General features: G+C 34.9%; 14 protein-coding genes. 2 read left to right on the top strand and 12 right to left on the bottom strand.

Annotated features, from left to right (window positions below; all coding sequences use genetic code 11):
• The first annotated feature begins 36 nt into the window (after positions 1-36).
• Positions 37-912, top strand: a complete 876-nt coding sequence (fabD, locus tag DMB65_RS08665; RefSeq protein ID WP_110306260.1) for an ACP S-malonyltransferase — start codon at positions 37-39, stop codon at positions 910-912.
• Between the two features lie 76 nt (positions 913-988).
• Here the strand turns inward: fabD and DMB65_RS08660 are convergent, their stop codons facing one another.
• From DMB65_RS08660 to DMB65_RS08640, 5 genes are all read right to left on the bottom strand, one after another.
• Complete coding sequence (locus tag DMB65_RS08660; protein WP_110306259.1) at positions 989-1,522, bottom strand: YceI family protein; 534 nt, start codon at positions 1,520-1,522, stop codon at positions 989-991.
• A 266-nt stretch (positions 1,523-1,788) separates the two neighbouring features.
• A complete protein-coding gene (locus DMB65_RS08655) occupies positions 1,789-2,505 on the bottom strand; it encodes a pirin family protein (protein WP_110306258.1) in 717 nt (238 codons plus the stop codon).
• Between the two features lie 312 nt (positions 2,506-2,817).
• On the bottom strand, positions 2,818-3,180 hold the full coding sequence (locus tag DMB65_RS08650) for a hypothetical protein (protein ID WP_110306257.1): 363 nt from the start codon (positions 3,178-3,180) through the stop codon (positions 2,818-2,820).
• Between the two features lie 12 nt (positions 3,181-3,192).
• Positions 3,193-3,813, bottom strand: a complete 621-nt coding sequence (locus DMB65_RS08645) for a response regulator (RefSeq protein ID WP_110306256.1) — start codon at positions 3,811-3,813, stop codon at positions 3,193-3,195.
• Entirely contained in the window at positions 3,810-5,933 is a 2,124-nt protein-coding gene (locus tag DMB65_RS08640) for a tetratricopeptide repeat-containing sensor histidine kinase (protein WP_110306255.1), read from the bottom strand. The genes DMB65_RS08645 and DMB65_RS08640 overlap by 4 nt, the downstream gene beginning before the upstream one ends.
• Before the next feature lie 14 nt (positions 5,934-5,947).
• On the opposite strand from DMB65_RS08640, the gene DMB65_RS08635 reads away from it, so the two are divergent.
• Positions 5,948-8,089 carry a LamG-like jellyroll fold domain-containing protein gene (locus DMB65_RS08635; RefSeq protein WP_110306254.1) on the top strand — a complete coding sequence of 714 codons (2,142 nt, stop codon included), beginning with the start codon at positions 5,948-5,950 and terminating at the stop codon, positions 8,087-8,089.
• 146 nt (positions 8,090-8,235) lie between these two features.
• Here DMB65_RS08635 and DMB65_RS08630 read toward each other — a convergent pair whose 3' ends face one another.
• The 7 genes from DMB65_RS08630 to nirB all read right to left on the bottom strand — a co-directional run bounded on the left by DMB65_RS08630 (position 8,236) and on the right by nirB (position 16,598).
• Positions 8,236-8,811: a Crp/Fnr family transcriptional regulator gene (locus DMB65_RS08630; protein WP_110306253.1), complete on the bottom strand. Its 576-nt coding sequence runs from the start codon at positions 8,809-8,811 to the stop codon at positions 8,236-8,238.
• The gene (locus DMB65_RS08625; protein ID WP_110306252.1) at positions 8,811-9,131 is read right to left on the bottom strand and encodes a DUF6370 family protein; all 321 of its coding nucleotides are present in this window, start codon (positions 9,129-9,131) and stop codon (positions 8,811-8,813) included. The genes DMB65_RS08630 and DMB65_RS08625 overlap by 1 nt, the downstream gene beginning before the upstream one ends.
• 2 nt (positions 9,132-9,133) lie before the next feature.
• On the bottom strand, positions 9,134-10,294 hold the full coding sequence (gene purT / locus DMB65_RS08620; RefSeq protein WP_110306251.1) for a formate-dependent phosphoribosylglycinamide formyltransferase: 1,161 nt from the start codon (positions 10,292-10,294) through the stop codon (positions 9,134-9,136).
• A 778-nt stretch (positions 10,295-11,072) separates the two neighbouring features.
• On the bottom strand, positions 11,073-12,893 hold the full coding sequence (locus DMB65_RS08610) for a sensor histidine kinase (RefSeq protein ID WP_110306249.1): 1,821 nt from the start codon (positions 12,891-12,893) through the stop codon (positions 11,073-11,075).
• A 66-nt stretch (positions 12,894-12,959) separates the two neighbouring features.
• Positions 12,960-13,544: a DUF4202 domain-containing protein gene (locus DMB65_RS08605; RefSeq protein ID WP_110306248.1), complete on the bottom strand. Its 585-nt coding sequence runs from the start codon at positions 13,542-13,544 to the stop codon at positions 12,960-12,962.
• 33 nt (positions 13,545-13,577) lie between these two features.
• A complete protein-coding gene (nirD, locus tag DMB65_RS08600; protein WP_110306247.1) occupies positions 13,578-13,955 on the bottom strand; it encodes a nitrite reductase small subunit NirD in 378 nt (125 codons plus the stop codon).
• A gap of 126 nt (positions 13,956-14,081) precedes the next feature.
• A complete protein-coding gene (gene nirB / locus DMB65_RS08595) occupies positions 14,082-16,598 on the bottom strand; it encodes a nitrite reductase large subunit NirB (RefSeq protein ID WP_110306246.1) in 2,517 nt (838 codons plus the stop codon).
• Positions 16,599-17,336: the final 738 nt, after the last annotated feature.

Here is a 17,336-nt window from a genome sequence, read left to right as displayed (position 1 = left end):
TTCAATTTCAAAAAAAAACAAAAATAAATTAGACAAATGAAAGCATACGTATTTCCGGGTCAGGGCGCACAATTTACAGGAATGGGCAAAGACTTATATGAAACATCACCATTAGCAAAAGAATTGTTCGAAAAAGCCAATGAAATTTTAGGTTTCAGAATTACAGATATTATGTTTGAAGGCACTGCCGAAGAACTAAAAGAAACAAAAGTAACACAGCCGGCTGTATTTTTACATTCGGTTATTTTAGCCAAAACTTTAGGAGATGATTTCAAACCGGAAATGGTGGCAGGACATTCATTAGGTGAATTTTCAGCTTTGGTTGCTAATGGAACTTTATCTTTTGAAGACGGATTGAAATTAGTTTCACAACGTGCTTTGGCGATGCAAAAAGCCTGCGAAATAACACCATCTACAATGGCAGCAGTTTTAGGACTTGCCGATAATATTGTAGAAGAAGTTTGTGCTTCTATTGACGGAGTTGTGGTTGCGGCAAATTATAACTGCCCGGGACAATTAGTAATTTCAGGAGAAACTTCAGCAGTTGAAAAAGCGTGCGAAGCGATGAAAGCTGCCGGAGCAAAACGTGCTTTGATTTTACCTGTTGGAGGCGCTTTTCACTCCCCGATGATGGAACCTGCAAGAGAAGAACTAGCAGCAGCTATTGAAGCCACTACTTTTTCTACTCCTATTTGTCCGGTATACCAAAACGTAACTGCAAATGCGGTTGCTGATGCAGTCGAAATTAAAAAGAACTTAATTATTCAGTTGACAGCTCCTGTTAAGTGGACACAGTCTGTACAGCAAATGATCGCTGACGGCGCTACTTTGTTTACAGAAGTTGGACCTGGAAAAGTTTTGGCAGGTTTAATCAATAAAATTGACAAAGAAGCTGCTACGGCTAATGCTTAATTAGCTTTTAAAATATTAAAAAAGAGAAACCCTCCATGAATTACATGAAGGGTTTCTCTTTTTATTTAGATTGTAATTAAGCCTGTTTAGCAAACTGCAATTCAATATTCAGTTTCACTTCTTCACCAACCAAAACACCTCCGGTTTCAAGAGCAGAGTTCCAATTTAGACCCCAGTCTTTACGGTTTATTTTTCCTTCGATACTTAAAGCCACTTTTGTATTTCCCCATGGATCAGTCAGGATACCGCTAAATTCTACCGGAAAAGTTACTGTTTTAGAAATTCCTCTAATATTCAAGTCTCCAGTTAGTTCGTATTCTCCATCATTGATTTTTTTGAATGAAGAACCTTTGAAAGTTAATTTTGGATGATTTTCAGCATCAAAAAAATCACCGCTTCTTAGGTGATTGTCCCTGTCATTATTTCCTGTATCGATAGAAGCAATATCGCCGGAGAATTCGATAGGTGCATTTTCGAAATCATCACCTTCTGTTGTAATTGTGGCTTCATAAGTTCCAAATTTTCCTGAAACGTTTGTAAACATCATGTGTTTAACTTTAAAACCAATTTCTGAGTGAGTTGGGTCAATTGACCATTTTGTAGTTGCCATAATTTTATTTTTTAAATATTATAATTTCATTTTGATAGTACAAAGGTATGCTGACAGCATTCAAAAGGCACTTAACCTAGATTAAGTAATAACAGTTTGGATGACTTTCATGAGTTAAAAACAAACATGTTTATTTTTTCCTTTTTCTTATATTTCTATACTTAAACCTAAATCAAACCGATTATTGAATAAAAAAAAACGGCAATAATCTGATTTACAGATTAATTACCGTTACTTTAAAAAAAATATTTTTTGTATTTTGCAAATTAATAATTCATCGGAATATCCATCAACAGGAATTCAGCATCTGTATTTGCTTTTATATTTAAAATATCCGTTCCTGAAATTCCAACAGCATCGCGGGTATTTAATTCCTGACCATTGATGGTTACATTTCCTTTTAAAATGAAAGCATACACTCCGTTTCCTTCTTTTTTAATTTTGTATTCTGTTTCAATTCCTGAGTCAAAATTCCCCATGTTGAACCAGGCATCCTGATGAATCCAAACTCCTTCATCATCTGCATTTGGAGACAAAACCTGAGCCAGTTTATTGTGTCTGTCTGCAACATTCAATGTAATTTGCTGGTAACGCGGCGTAACATTTCTTTTGTTTGGAAACAGCCAGATTTGCAGTAATTTTGTCTGCTGATCTGCATTCGGGTTAAACTCACTATGCTGGATTCCGGTTCCGGCACTCATGACCTGAATATCACCGTTTTTGATCACTTCAGTGTTTCCCATACTGTCTTTGTGTGCCAAATCACCTTCAAGCGGAATAGTAATGATTTCCATATTATCGTGTGGATGCGTTCCAAATCCCATTCCGCCTGCAATCGTGTCATCGTTCAAAACACGAAGTGCTCCAAACTGAATTCTGTCCGGATTGTACCAGCTTGCAAAACTAAAGCTGTGGTAAGCGTTCAACCATCCGTGATTTGCATTTCCTCTTGTTTCTGCTTTGTGCAATACTATATTTTCCATGATTTTGTGTATTTGTTATTTTTATAGTACAAAGATACCACCGTCATGGATTAAAAGCACTTAATGTAGATTAAGAAAGGTTCTGAGGTTCTGAGTCGCTAAGATTCTAAGATTTATATTGTGCTGGTTTTGGGAGCAGCAATTTTAGTTATCAAAAGACCTTTAGTCCTGCTATACGCTATATCTATTGTTGCGAACCCCGCAACAATAGATATAGCGTATAGCAGGGCTGCATTAGAAATCTTTATTTTCAGAAGTATTAGGAACCTTCAAAAAGAGAGAATTTCCAGATCTTATAAGATTAAAACAGCATCATTTTATTTTTATAAATTTTCCTTTTCCGACAGCAATATCCAAATAATTCATAACAAAACCATTTCTATCATGAATGTAAAAAATCATGGTATCTTTCTCAATTTGATTTTTTGGAATACTGATAATGGTTTTAGAATTGGTGAAATTGTCTAATAAAATGCTGTTTCCATACGAAATTTTTCCAGATGGAATAAATTTATTTGAAAAAGCGTAAGTACTATCTTTAAATATAATCTTATCATTCTGGTTTGTAAAATATCCATTTTCGCAGATAAAATAATAACTGCCTTTAAGCTTATCGGTTTCCTGATTGCCAAAATTGATAAAAAAGAAAGCAATTATTAAAATGGAAGATTTCATGATTTTAGACGTTTACTTTTTACTATTTTGCATGGCCCAAATCAGTAATGCATTTTTTTCTTTAGGCAAGCCTAATTTATCGATTATCTTACTTCGGTGGCCTTCAACTGTTTTTTCGGATAAAAATAATAACTCGGCAATTTGTTTTGTAGTTTTTTGCTGCGTAATCAGTTCAATAATTTTCCTTTCAGATAATGTCAGATGTGCCAGTTCATTGTTATCATTGGGAGTATCTGTTATTAAATCATCTTTCAAAAAAGCACTGATATATTCATGTCCTTTTTTTACTTCCTGAAGACATTTTTCTAATTCGGTTTGAGCATGTTCTTTTAGAATATAACCATAAATTCCGTATTCTTTCGCCTTTTTATATATAGTCATCTCTTTATGCATAGTCAGTAAAATGATTTTGGTTCTCAGTTTACTTTCCTGTATTGCTTTGGCCACATCAAGGCCATCCAACCCCGGCATGTTGATATCAAGAATAGCAATATCCGGCAAGTGTAACTTAATTAAATTTAATGCCGAAATTCCGTTAGAGCAGGTATCTTCTACTCTGTAACCATAAGATTCCACAAAGCTTTTTGTACCCAAGAGGGTAAAAGGATGGTCATCTGCAATTAATATTCTCATTGAGCTTTCTTTATATCGATGGTAATTATTGTGCCGTTTGTATTTGATGTGATATTAGCTTGCCCGCCAATAGCCCTGCTTCGTTCTATAATATTATGCAGGCCAAATGAAGATTTACTGTTTAAAGTTTCTTCTACATTAAATCCTTTTCCATTGTCTTTAATTTCAATGATAATACTGTTTTCGTTTTCAGTTATAGAAATTTTAGCAGCAATTGCATCAGCATATTTTATGATATTGGAAAGTGCTTCCTGCACAATACGGTAAATTTGTAATTCATCGGAAGAAGATAAAACACTGTCATAATCAATCTCGGCTGTAACCATGAAATTATTAACAGATTCTGCCCGTTCTACCATTTGATTGATGCTTTCTTTTAATCCTATTTTATCAAACATTATAGGGTGTAAATTCCTGCTGATACTTCGGATATCATTAATAATAGCATCAATTTTTTGGTTAGCAACGTCTGCTTTTCCTTCAAGGAAATTTTTTAAACTCAATAGTTCGTGGCTTACGCTGTCATGTAAATCGCTTGCAATACGTTTACGTTCTTCTTCTATTTTTTCCAGCAGTTGTTTGGTATATAATTGGGCATTTTGTTTTTCAAGACGTAATTTTTTTTGTTTTTGTGTTAAATTGAACGCAAAACTTATGAAGAGGATACCTATTAAAGTGGTACCTAAGAGCGCAATTGTTGTGTTTTTATTTGTAATAGTCTGTTCTTTAATTTTTAGTTCGTGGGCCTTTTTTTCAGTTTGATATTTTTTTTCAAGTTCAACCGTTTTTATCCTTGTCGTTATGTTTCCTATACTGTCTACAATAATTCTCTTATCAACTTCGTAAGCCAAAGCACTTTTATAGTCCTTATTTTGAATAGCATTGTTTTGTAATACTCCATAAAGCATATTGACTTTTTCATATTGCTGATTGCTGATTAAAGTGGGTAATGTTTTTTTTATATCTGCAAAATTGGAATAATTGGGATTCTTTTTTATCTCATACAATGCAGATGTTAATTTGTATTCCTGAGTTAAATCATCAGAATCTATTTCTTCAACAACGGGCTTTAAATCAGTAAGTATTTTTTTGGCTTCTGGCAACTTGTTGGCATAGATTAGATTTTCTGCCTTAAAGTCAAATATTTTTATTTTTAATATTTTACTTTCATCGTTACTGCTAATAAAAGCCTGATAAACAGAATCGATTAATGGCCTTTCACGTTTGTCCTTTAAATATTCATATATCGAAATTTTATTAATCAAACCGATATAGACATTATAGGTATTGTCAATTTTTTTATACGCTTGTATTGCTTTGTCCGCATTTTGAATAGCTCTTTTTTTATCACCAATGGCAGTGTATATATTAGCGTAATTCGAATAAACAAAAGCCAAACCTTTAGGATTATCTATTTTGCTGAAATATTCAAAAGATTTCTGATTGGCAAGCAGACTTAAATTTTGCTTGCCCATTACATAATAAATATAGGACAAATCGTAGTAAGCTCTGGCAATATTGTAACAGCTATTATAGTCGTCAGGCTCTAATGTCGTAATCTTTTTAAAGTACTCACATGCCTTTTTTAAATTATACTTGTCGAAATAATAATTGGCAAGATAAGCATCTACAAAAGTGGTTTTTAATTCAGGGACTTTGTGTCTGTATCTGGTGTCAAATTCTTTGACTTTAGTCATAAACTGATCATTAAAGTCATAAGAATCTGCAAGATATACACAGGCGAAATCTAAAACTTCGGCTGCTTCCAAATATTTTTTTTCTTTTATTTTGTCGTTGTAATAGTTGTGAAAAACCGATAAATAATTTTTGTCCTTCTTGTAATGCTCCACTTTATGCAACCAGGCTTTTGTGGCATCTTCCTTTACTGGTTCTTCTTTTTGAAATAAAACTTCATTCGTTTCATTCTTCTGACAAGAAAAAACAAGCAAAAAAATTGCAATAAGAAAAGCATGAAATAAATAATTGGTTTTAGACATAACCTTATTGTTTTTTTTACAAATGTATCTATTTGAATCAGTATTTGAATTATAAATAAATAATTCAGGGGTTTCCCCTTGCGTGAATTCGTTTGGATTTGCCAGAATTTTGTAATCTAACATTTTAAAGAAAAACTATGAGAAAAATTACTCTATTAAGAAATCAAATACTTTTGTTTGCCATTGTGCTGACCACAAGTTTTTCGAGAGGACAGGTTTCAGCAAGTGCATTGTCTTTTGATGGTGTCAATGATTATGTGGAACTGGGGGATATAATGCCTGTAACATATACCAAAGAAGCCTGGTTTTATTTATCAGATTTAAGTCTCCAAAACAATCTTATTTCGGGAGGCTCAGATGGGCAACACGCACTGTATCCCTCTGCAAATTATGGAAACAGATTGTCGGCAGGACACAATGGTATCTGGAATGCAGTGCAGGACCCAACTCCAATTGCAGCTAATACATGGTATCACGTTGCTTTGACTTATGATGCTGCAACGACCACAATGAAAATGTATAAAAATGGTGTTTTAGTGGCAAGCAATACCTCTGTACCTCCTTTTACTGGCGGAAACGCTGTACGACTTGGTACATTTGATACTGCAAATTTACTTGGAGGTAAATTAGACGAAGTACGTATCTGGAACAGAGTATTACCTGAATGTGAAATTCAAAACAATATGAATGGGGAACTTCCTGCAGGACAAGTAGGATTGGTGGCTTATTACAAGTGCAACCAAGGTATTCATGCTGCAAATAATACAGCAATTACTACCCTGACTGATACCAGTGGAAATGATAATACCGGTACGTTAAGCGGATTTGCCTTAACTGGATCTTCCTCAAACTGGGTTACACCAGGAGGCGTAGTTACCGGAACAATGAGTCCGGCACAATTGTCGGTTACAAGTCCGCAATTTTTTTGTACGGCGGCTACAGTTGCTGATTTAAAGGCTACAGGAATCAATATAAAATGGTATTCTTCATTGCTATCAGTAAACGAATTGGGTGCCACAACTGCATTGACATCAGGAACAACCTATTATGTTTCGCAAACTATTGGTAGCTGCGAAAGTCCAAGAAATGCAGTTGTTATAATGATAAATACAACTTCGGCACCTACAGCCACTAGTCCACAAACTTTTAATAAAGACGCTACGGTTGCCAACATTGCCGCAACTGGAACCGACTTAAAATGGTATGCAGATCCTACAGGAGGAACACCTTTAGCAAATTCATCTCCAATAACCGGCGGCATCTATTATGTCTCTCAAACGGTTTCAGGTTGCGAAAGCTTAAGAACGGCTATTGAGGTAAACCTGAATGCATCGGCATTGGATTTTGATGGAATAGATGACAAAGTAAACTGCGACACCACTATTTCTACAACATTGAGTGATACCAATAAATTAACCGTTGAGGCATGGATCAAAACAACCAGAGATTCAAATGTAGAAACTATTGTTTCCAATCACGGTAACGGATCTTCAACTCAATTCGATTTACGTACCGTTAATGGTGAATTTGATTGTTTCATTGGTTTTGGTAGTTACGTAGTTACAGGAGGAACAGTTATACCAAACACATGGCAACATGTAGCAATGGTGTTTGATGGCACCTCTGTAACACTGTATGTTGATGGAGTAAATGTTGGTACCACACCAACCCCATCCAATTATACTTTGCCAACAAGCGTGGCACCAATGATATTAGGATATAATGGCTATGGAGAAATTTTTAAGGGACAAATGGATGAGGTTCGTGTTTGGAACAAAGCTTTGACTCAAACTGAAATTCAAAATAATAAGAATTGCGAACTAGGGCCAGGACAAACTAATTTATTAGCGTATTACCAATTTAACCAAGGTCTTGATAATAGAAACAATTCAACAGTAACCACAGTCGCAGATGCCAGCAACAATGCCTATACAGGAATATTAGATGGTTTTACACTTACAGGAAATACCTCTAACTGGACTGCAACCAGTATTGTGACAACAGGAAATACCTGTTCGACTAATTTAAATAACGATCATTTTGAATTTTCATCAAAAACAACAGTCTATCCTAACCCGTCAAATGGCATATTCTCTTTAAATACTGATGCACGTGCCGCTATTGTAGTATATGATCTGAATGGAAAAATCATTAAATCGGAAAATATTAATACAGGAAATACCAATTTGAATTTAAATAGCTCTCCAAATGGAGTTTATTTGTTGAAAATAACCTATGATAACAATCAGGTTGAAACGATTAAATTGATAAAAAAATAAGATAAAACAGATTTAAACAGAAAGACTTCTTCCTATCTAAGAAGTCTTTCTGTTATAAAAATCAATAAATAACGGTTGGATGAATTATTTTTGACCCCATTAAAATTTAAAATCCCTGAAATCAATTTTATTCAATGATATAAAGCTTACTTCTTCAAAAGCCTTGCTTTCATTTTACTGAAAAACTCAGGCGTAACCCCAATGAAGGAAGCGATTTGTTTTTGAGGCACTTTATGAACCAATGTTCCATATTTCGAACAAAATTTCTCAAAACGCTCTTCGGCAGGTAAACTCAAATTATCCATTAATCGCTGTTGATTGGCAACTAACGAATTTTCAATTAGAATTCTAAAAAAACGTTCCAGTTTTGGAATTTCAAGATACAATTGTTCCTGATTTTCTTTAGAAAGTGAAACCACTTCAGCATTTTCTAAAACTTCAATAAAAAGCTGTCCCGGTTTTTGAGAAAAATAACTGTACATATCACTCATCCACCAGCCATCACAGGCAAATGACAGAACATGCTCTACTATATTATCGTTAATATTGAAACTTCTTAAAATTCCGGAATTTACAAAATAAGAATGTTTGCAGACTTCGCCGGCATTCAGTAAAATGGTTTTGGCTTTGTAAGTGTTCGTTTCTAATTTAGATAAAAAAAGTTCCTGTTCTTCTGGTGTCAACAAAACATGTTTAGCAATGTTTTCAAGAATCAATGCCATTATTTTTTCTCGTCTATTAAAGTGAATGAAGTCGCTTTAAAACGATTTTCTTTTATTTCTCCTGTAACTAAGGCTTTGCTGATTGCATTACAAAAACCTTTTTCAGCGTGGGCATCACCATGATCGTGAATCGTTGTTCCGTCAACAAAATACGATTTCCCGTCAATACGAATGGCCAGGTCACAACTTTTGCCTTTCATTCCGAATTGACATTCACCACAAGAAGCTTCTACTATGGTTGGTTTATCAAATTTCTTTTTGCTTTGAGCCTGAACAGCAATTCCAATGAAAAGGAAAGTTGCTAATAAAATATTTTTCATAATTAAGAATTTACAGTTATTAATTTCGCCGTTTCTTTGGCGCGTTCTGTTACTTCATTGATTGGAGTCGAAAGCGAATCATGACTTAAAACGACTCCCATTCTTCTATATGGTCTGGATGTTGGTTTTCCAAAAATCCTGAAATCAGTTTTTGGTAAAGCTGCTACTTTTTCGATTCCGGTAAAAGTTGGATTTACTGAATCTTCTGAAGCTAAAATTACGGCACTTGCCCCGGCTTTTTCTAAAGTAATTTCGAAAATTGGAAGACTCAAAACTGCTCTTAAATGCAATTCGAATTCGTTGAAATTCTGTGTTCCGGCAAGAGTTACCATTCCGGTATCATGTGGACGCGGAGAAAGTTCTGAGAAATAAACGCCTTCATTGGTCAGGAAAAATTCCACACCAAAAAGTCCTGCACCACCAAGGGCTTCCGTGATTTTTTCGGCCATGTCCTGTGCTTCGTACAGATCTTTTTCGGCAATCAAAGCCGGCTGCCAGCTTTCCTGATAATCGCCCCGTTCTTGTCTATGGCCAATTGGAGCGCAAAATAAAGTAGGGTTGTTATTTTGTGTAATGGTTAAAAGTGTAATCTCTGAATAAAAATCAACAAAAGCTTCTACAATCACTTCGATGACATCTCCGCGTGAACCTGCAACAGCATATTCCCAGGCTTTTAAAATATCGTTCTGAGTTTTTATTGTCGATTGTCCTTTTCCTGACGAAGACATTAAAGGTTTTACCACACACGGAATTCCAACTTCCTGAACCGCTTTTTGCAATTCTTCGGCAGAAGTTGCGTATTGATATTTGGCGGTTTTTAATCCTAATTCTTTTGATGCCAAATCACGGATTGCTTTACGGTTCATGGTAAAGTTGGCCGCTTTCGCTGAAGGAACAACGGTAATGCCTTGTTTTTCGTAATCGTAAAAACGTTCGGTGCGAATGGCTTCTATTTCGGGTACAATAAAGTCCGGCTGGTGTTTGGCTACGATTCGGTCCAAGGCTTCGCCGTCGAGCATATTGATCACTTCAAAACCATGGGCAACCTGCATGGCCGGTGCATTTTCGTAACTGTCAACTGCGATTATGGTTTTTCCGATTCGTTGTGCGGCAATCGTGAATTCTTTGCCTAATTCGCCTGAACCGAGGAGTAGTATTTTCATTTTGTCTGATTTAAATTTTGAGTATTTTGGCTTGCTTTTATGATAATTAAACTGCTTATAAAAGTTAGAATCATTAATAGAAATGATAGAAATAAAATCATTAGTAGCGAGAATATAATTATAGAGTAATAATATAATAGAAATGCAAAAGATACTCTCATGGCAAATTCTCGTATTAGATAAATTGTAATAAGTGCTATAGCAAATTTTGAGCTTACTTTAAAAGAAAATTTAAAGGAAGCTTTTATATGAGAGTTTTGGTTTAATAAAAAGCTAAGTTTTTTTGATGAATTCCAGAAAAGAAAAACTACAAATACAGGAAATATAATTCCCCAGAAAAATGAATTCCAAAATTCGCCAAAATAACATATTGCATTAAGGTAGTTGATATAATAGCTGTGAGAGAATATTAATACGGGAAAAATTGAAGATATCAAAAATCCTGCAATAATTAAGCCTTTTTTAATGTCGTTTTTTGACTTCATTTGGATTTAGTTTGAAAAGTAAAGATAAATAAATTGAGTTTTATTCTCACGCAGATTTTGGAGATTTGGCAGATTTAAATTGTACTGAAGATTTTATTGTTTTACGATTTGCGTGAGGGATTACTTCACTAAATTTTATTTTAATCGGAGTTCAGTGAATTTATTTGAAGTAGAAAGCCCGCAGCCTGACAAAGGAAGTGCGAGGACTTGCAACGGATAGCCCGACCCTTGTGGTCACGCCAAAATAAAAAAACCGATACTTTCTAAAGCATCGGTTTGTATGTTAACATTTCCTAATTTTCTATTTTTGAAATCGGAATATTAAAAGTAACCCTTGTTCCTTCGCCAGGAATAGAATTGAAGAAAACACGACCATTGATGTATTGAATTCTTTCTTTCATAAATAAAAGTCCCATTCCGGATTCGCTGTTTCGTTTTTTGTCTACGCCCGCCATATCAAAACCTTTTCCATTATCATCGACTATAATACTCAACAGGGTTTCACTGTGAGAAAGCTGCACGATAATATGGGTTGATTCAGCATACTTTATAGCATTATTGATTGCTTCCTGAGTCAGACGATAAATATTTATTTCGATTAAGGAATCAAGTCGCTGATCAAAATCGGTTTTATTGTAAAAAAGAATTTCTTTTCCTGTCAACTTGGAAAGTTCCTGAGTCAGTTTTGCGATTGAAGAAACGATTCCGTGGTCACTTAATTCGGGTGGCATTAGATTAAAAGTTGCCGTTCGGACACCTTTAATAATGTCGAGTGACAATTTTTTGAGATATTCAATTTTCTGTGCCGATTTTTCTTTGTCGTCCAGATTAATACTTTCGAGACTAAATTTCAATCCGGTCAGCATCTGGCCAATTCCGTCATGAATTTCTTTGGCAATACGGTTTTGTTCGTTTTCCTGATTTTCAACAATTTTACTCGAAATAATCTTTTGCTGATTGATTTTTTCGGTACTATTTTCAATATTCAGACGCTCTACTTCCCGCTGCGCTTTTTTACGTTCAGTAATATTAAAACAAACAATTAAAAGTTCTAATTCGTCCTTTTTAATCATTACCGGCACCATTGATAAATCGAGCCAGATTGTCTGGTCTTCACGATTGAGGATTTTAATTTCGCCTTGCCAGCCGCTTCTCTGCTTTTCAAAAATAATACGATCTATGTTAAGCTGTTCCTTTTCATCAATCGTTAAGATCTGCGAAAACGTTTTATTCGAAGAAAACTTGGTATAATTTAAAAGTTTGGCGAATTTTTCACCTACGTGAATAATAGAGCCGTCGGGTGCAATACGGCAATAGAGTAAGGTATTTTCCATCGCATAATTTAGCGACTTTAATTCTTTTACGGAGTTCTCCTTTATTTCACTAATAATTTCAGTATCATAAGCCAGTTTTAAAGCTTTCTTTTGAGATGATAAAAGTTGGGCTATAAGTCTTTCAATCTTTTTGTTGGTTGGTTTAAAGATGAAAAAGAATTCCAGAACCAAAACCAGCAATGTAAATCCGAAAATCCAATATTCGGTTGTACGTTGCTCGGTTACTTTTTCATGTGCTTCTTTATCATACTGGGTTACAATTTCATTCATTTTCGAAAGAAAGATTCCTTCGTTTTTCAGAATTCTCTGCACCAGTTTTTGATTATCGACAGCGTTGTTTTTTTGTTCTAAATTTGAAATAAATAAATTCACCGACTCAACTATAATATTGAAACTCGGTTTTATTTCTGCATATAATTTAGAAAGTGCTTCACTTTTTTCTCTAGGAAAAGCAAGACTATCACTGCCATTTTCTAATGCATTCTGATTGGTTTGCCAAAGTGACAAAACATTTCGAACATGTGCAATTTCTTTTTTTGGAGAAGCATCAGAAACAAAATTTAAAATTAAAACTTCTTTGGTAATCCTTTGGCTCAACATTCTTTGCTTTCCGGAAATATTGATAATTTTAGAATCGCTAAGCTGCTGTTTTAAGTTGTACTGAATTAAAAGCTGACTTAAAATAATGGTTATAGCAATAGTCCAGAGTGCAAAAAAATACAAACGTCGTAAATTTTTGAATGTAATTTTTTCTGCAACTTCCTGATTGCCTTTTTTCATTCGAAGATAATATTTGTTTTTTAGGAAAATGGAATTCGCTTCTAGCTCATTTCATATAAAATCAGATTATAACCCTAAAGATGCTTTTATCAAATTTAAATTTTCTTCGGAATAACTGATTTTCAAGGCTTCCTGATGTCCTTTTTCAGACATTTTATCCCAGGTTTTTTTGATGATATTTTTTAGTTTTTCATCATCGTGTTTTTCAACAAAAGGCTCTAAATAATAATCTAAGAATACCAGACAAATTACATCTTCGAGCAATTGGGTTTCCGCATCTTTTTTAAGTAATTTCTTTTCGATTAAAAAAGAAACACGATCGATAAAAACCTGATCGTATCCGGCTTTTTCTAAAATTTCTGCAGTGGTTTTAGCATGAAATTTTTTAAGGTCTTCCCGCCATCTTAGATATCCTACACGATCCATTGGATAGGATTCGCGGGCCACTTTCCATCGGCAGATATGCTGAGCTTTTGAAGCAATCTGAACCTCTTCTGAAGCTTCAGGACAAAACTGCATCAGTTTTTCGTACATCCTGTTGGAGTATAAAAGCTCTTTTGGATATTCAATATTCTGATCTGTTTCTATATTCGGATCCTGAGCATTTTCGGCATCAATCCACTCACTTGCTTTCTGGAAAGGTGTATTCATTTTTATTAAAAATATATTTTCAAATATACATAATTAATCTAAAAAGCCAACAAACACTTCGTCTTCAACAATTTTAACCGGATATGTTGCAATTTTTAAATCATCGCCATTCAGGTTAGAACCATCGGCTAATGAAAATGTTTTTTTGTGCATGGGGCAGGCAATTTTAGGGATATCTTCCGTAGAACCTGTTATTCCTCTTGACAATACCATTTCCATTTTATGTGGACAGGCATTTTGACAAGCATACCATTCATTACGGCGTGCAAAATTAAAAACGGCAATTTGTTTGTTCTTGTATTTGATGCAACCACCACGGTTAGTTGGAAAATCACTTACATTTCCGGCTTTGAACCATATTTTGGCATCACTTAGATGCACAGTTTCGTATTGGTTTAAAATTTCTTCCATTTTGGCTGTATTTATAAATCTGTGTTCTTATCCCTCCCTTTACAATCAAGAGAGTTTGATGGCGCAGTAAAAAAGAGGGTAAGAGGACAGCAAACGTTAATATCTTATTCTAAAATCAGGACTTTATTATGACCACGCTTTTGGCATTTTTTGATCCCTTAACGGTACAAAAGCAATGTTATCATCCTTTTCATCCGAGTTCACAAAATGACTGAAACGTTTCAGCAATCTTGGATTCTCAATAGCCTGTTTCCACTCACACTCGAACGTGTTCACCAAAGTCTGCATTTCAGCTTCTAAAGTTTCGCAGATACCTAAACTGTCTTCGATAATTACTTCTTTTAAGTAATCTAAACCTCCGTCCAGTTTTTCCAACCATGTTGATGTTCTGATTAACGGACCGGCAGTACGGATATAGTACATTAAAAAGCGGTCCATGTATTTAATTACTGTTTCTTTGTCAATTTGTTCAGCCAGTAAAACAGCATGTTTTGGGTTAGCTCCACCATTCCCGCAGATGTATAAATTCCAGCCGCCTTCTACAGCAATTAATCCGAAATCTTTACCTCTTGCTTCGGCGCATTCGCGGATACACGCTGACACTCCTCCTTTTAATTTATGCGGAGAACGGATTCCTTTATATCTGTTTTCAAGTTCGATGGCAAAACCGGCACTGTCATCCATTCCGTAACGGCACCATGCGTTTCCTACGCAGCTTTTTACAGCTCTTAATGATTTTCCGTAAGCGTGACCGCTTTCAAAACCATTATCGATTAATACTTTCCATATTTTAGGAAGATCATCTAAGTGTGCTCCAAACAAGTCAACACGTTGTGCTCCTGTAATTTTGGTATATAAATCGAACTGTTTGGCTACTTCCCCAATTACGATTAATTTCTCGGCAGTAATTTCTCCACCCGCCACCCTTGGCACAACAGAATAAGTACCGTTTCTTTGAATGTTAGCCAAAAATCTGTCATTCGTATCCTGAGTAGTAACATGTTTATTAGCTGTATCATTGTAAATACTGGAGAAAATCGAAGCAATTACAGGCTTACAAACCTCACAGCCATCACCTTTTCCGTGATGATCGATTACCTCATAAAAATTATTGTATTTATTGATTTTAACCAAATCAAATAACTCCTGACGTGCATAACTAAAGTGCTCGCAGATCACATCTTTTACTTCTTTACCCATAGATTTCTGCACTGCTTTTACCAAATCAGAAACCATTGGCTTACACCCTCCACAACCCGAAGTTGCTTTGGTCAATTTCACCACATCTGAAAGATTAGAGCAGGTTTCATCTAAAATAGAGCAACAGATAGCACCTTTAGTTACATTTTCACAAGAACAAATTACAGCAGTATCAGGCAAATCCATTACACCCATCGCTGAGCCTTCAGAACCATCTCTTGCCCCTAAAATCAAATCTTCCGGATTTTGAGGCAAAGCCATTCCGTTGTAGTAAATTTGGAAAAGCGAATTATAATCACTTGAATCCCCTACTAAAATTCCTCCTAACAAGGTCTTGGAGTCTTTAGTTATATTAATCCTTTTATAAATTCCGGATAATTTATTTTCGTAAATAATAGCGGTTACTTCGTCATTTTCAATAAAAGGATCACCAAAACTCGCCACTTCAACACCAATTAATTTTAATTGTGTCGACATATCGATGGTTTCCCTCATGGTTTTAGAACCAGAACCATTTAAGATTTGCTCTGCAGCAACATCGGCCATTTCGTAACCCGGAGCCACAAGACCATAAATATTTTGATTGTATAATGCCACTTCTCCGATAGCAAAAATAGAAGGATCTGATGTTTGCATTTGATTGTTTACCACAACCCCACCGCGTAAACCTACTTCAAGACCCGAAACTCTGGCCAGTTCATCACGCGGTTTGATTCCGGCAGATATAACCAACATGTCTACTTTTAACAATTCATCATCGGCAAACATCATTCCCGTTATACTATCTTTTCCGTCGATATATTGCGTTGCTTTATTAAGATGGATACCAATATTTAATTCTTCAATTTTTGACTGCAGCATATCACTTGCTCCTTTATCCAATTGTCTTGGCATCAAACGCGGTGCAAATTCTACAACATGCGGGTTGAGTCCTAAATCACGAACGGCTTTTGCGGCTTCAAGACCTAATAAACCTCCGCCTAAAACAGCTGCCTCAGTGCAACCCCTTTGTTTTATTTTTTTGGCATAAGCCATAATCGCATCCAAATCTTCAATCGTACGATATACAAAAACACCTTCTTTTTCTACTCCGTCAATTGGCGGAACAAAAGCTGACGATCCTGTTGCTAAAACTAAGTAATCGTACTTATGTGTTTTTTCTAAATGCGTGTGAATTGTTTTTTCTTCTCTGTTAATATCTGTAATTAATTCAGAAGTATTTAAAGTAATATTATTTTCTTCATACCATTCCGTTGTTGATAATGATAAATCATCAGCCGTCTTGCCTCCAAAATATTCACTCAGGTGTACACGATCATAAGCACGCCTTGGCTCTTCACCAAATACGGTAATCTGATAATTCTCCTGACCTGATTTTGCTATAAATTTTTCACAGAATTTATAACCAACCATCCCGTTTCCAACTACTATTACTTTAATCATGATTTCTTTAATTAAGTATTACTACGCAAATATAAGTATTTATACTTATATAAAACACTTGGATACGTATTTTTTTTTACTAATTAGAATTTTTCTAAATACGTATTTTATCGTAATACCAAATAAATATAAACAACTCAGCCACCAAGTCATTTTTAATGCGCTTCTTTATCGGTTCTATTTGCCTTAACTTTAAATGTTACCCCTATTGATTCTTTTTCTGACAGACTGCCTCAAAGCCGTTTATTTTTTTATTCTAAAATAGCTGAAATGAAGAGACGCTTATGTTTTATTCATTGATAATTTATTTAGCATATAGCTGCAAATCCACTGATTCTGATACTCCAAAATAACAGGATGCGGAAAATTAAATTACAGATTACCGATTGCACAATATCCGGAGTCCCGAAGAATTAAATGGATATACAGTTTTCATTACCGATTTCGAGAAAGAATTACTCCAAATCGAGATTCACACTGAGAAAAGAGATTTATGGAATTTGGGGCTGTAACTTCATTAACGGAAGTTTATTTTTAGAAAATGACAGGTTAACACTTTCCTGTTCATAAGGAAAGATGTTGTTTTTTTAGAAAGTAGATTAATTTTAAAACATTGTTGTCCGATAAAAAAGAAGCCAAATTAATGGCTTCTTAAAAAACATCGTAATTTAGAGTTGCAAAATTCAAATAACGATGGGTAAAAATAAGTATTTTTCGACTAAATCTGTTTTCGGACAG

The organism is Flavobacterium cheongpyeongense (assembly GCF_003202435.1).
GTDB classification, from domain to species: Bacteria; Bacteroidota; Bacteroidia; order Flavobacteriales; family Flavobacteriaceae; genus Flavobacterium; species Flavobacterium cheongpyeongense.
This window is presented reverse-complemented; position numbering and strand designations above follow the sequence as displayed.

Bases quoted from the DNA above. Each gene is read 5' to 3' on its own strand.
- DMB65_RS08610 (WP_110306249.1), bottom strand. From the start codon at position 12,893: ATGAAAAAAGGCAATCAGGAAGTTGCAGAAAAAATTACATTCAAAAAT.
- nirD (WP_110306247.1), bottom strand. From the start codon at position 13,955: ATGGAAGAAATTTTAAACCAATACGAAACTGTGCATCTAAGTGATGCC.
- DMB65_RS08635 (WP_110306254.1), top strand. From the start codon at position 5,948: ATGAGAAAAATTACTCTATTAAGAAATCAAATACTTTTGTTTGCCATT.
- DMB65_RS08660 (WP_110306259.1), bottom strand. From the start codon at position 1,522: ATGGCAACTACAAAATGGTCAATTGACCCAACTCACTCAGAAATTGGT.
- DMB65_RS08650 (WP_110306257.1), bottom strand. From the start codon at position 3,180: ATGAAATCTTCCATTTTAATAATTGCTTTCTTTTTTATCAATTTTGGC.
- DMB65_RS08645 (WP_110306256.1), bottom strand. From the start codon at position 3,813: ATGAGAATATTAATTGCAGATGACCATCCTTTTACCCTCTTGGGTACA.
- DMB65_RS08640 (WP_110306255.1), bottom strand. From the start codon at position 5,933: ATGTTAGATTACAAAATTCTGGCAAATCCAAACGAATTCACGCAAGGG.
- DMB65_RS08655 (WP_110306258.1), bottom strand. From the start codon at position 2,505: ATGGAAAATATAGTATTGCACAAAGCAGAAACAAGAGGAAATGCAAAT.
- nirB (WP_110306246.1), bottom strand. From the start codon at position 16,598: ATGATTAAAGTAATAGTAGTTGGAAACGGGATGGTTGGTTATAAATTC.
- DMB65_RS08605 (WP_110306248.1), bottom strand. From the start codon at position 13,544: ATGAATACACCTTTCCAGAAAGCAAGTGAGTGGATTGATGCCGAAAAT.
- DMB65_RS08625 (WP_110306252.1), bottom strand. From the start codon at position 9,131: ATGAAAAATATTTTATTAGCAACTTTCCTTTTCATTGGAATTGCTGTT.
- purT (WP_110306251.1), bottom strand. From the start codon at position 10,294: ATGAAAATACTACTCCTCGGTTCAGGCGAATTAGGCAAAGAATTCACG.
- DMB65_RS08630 (WP_110306253.1), bottom strand. From the start codon at position 8,811: ATGGCATTGATTCTTGAAAACATTGCTAAACATGTTTTGTTGACACCA.
- fabD (WP_110306260.1), top strand. From the start codon at position 37: ATGAAAGCATACGTATTTCCGGGTCAGGGCGCACAATTTACAGGAATG.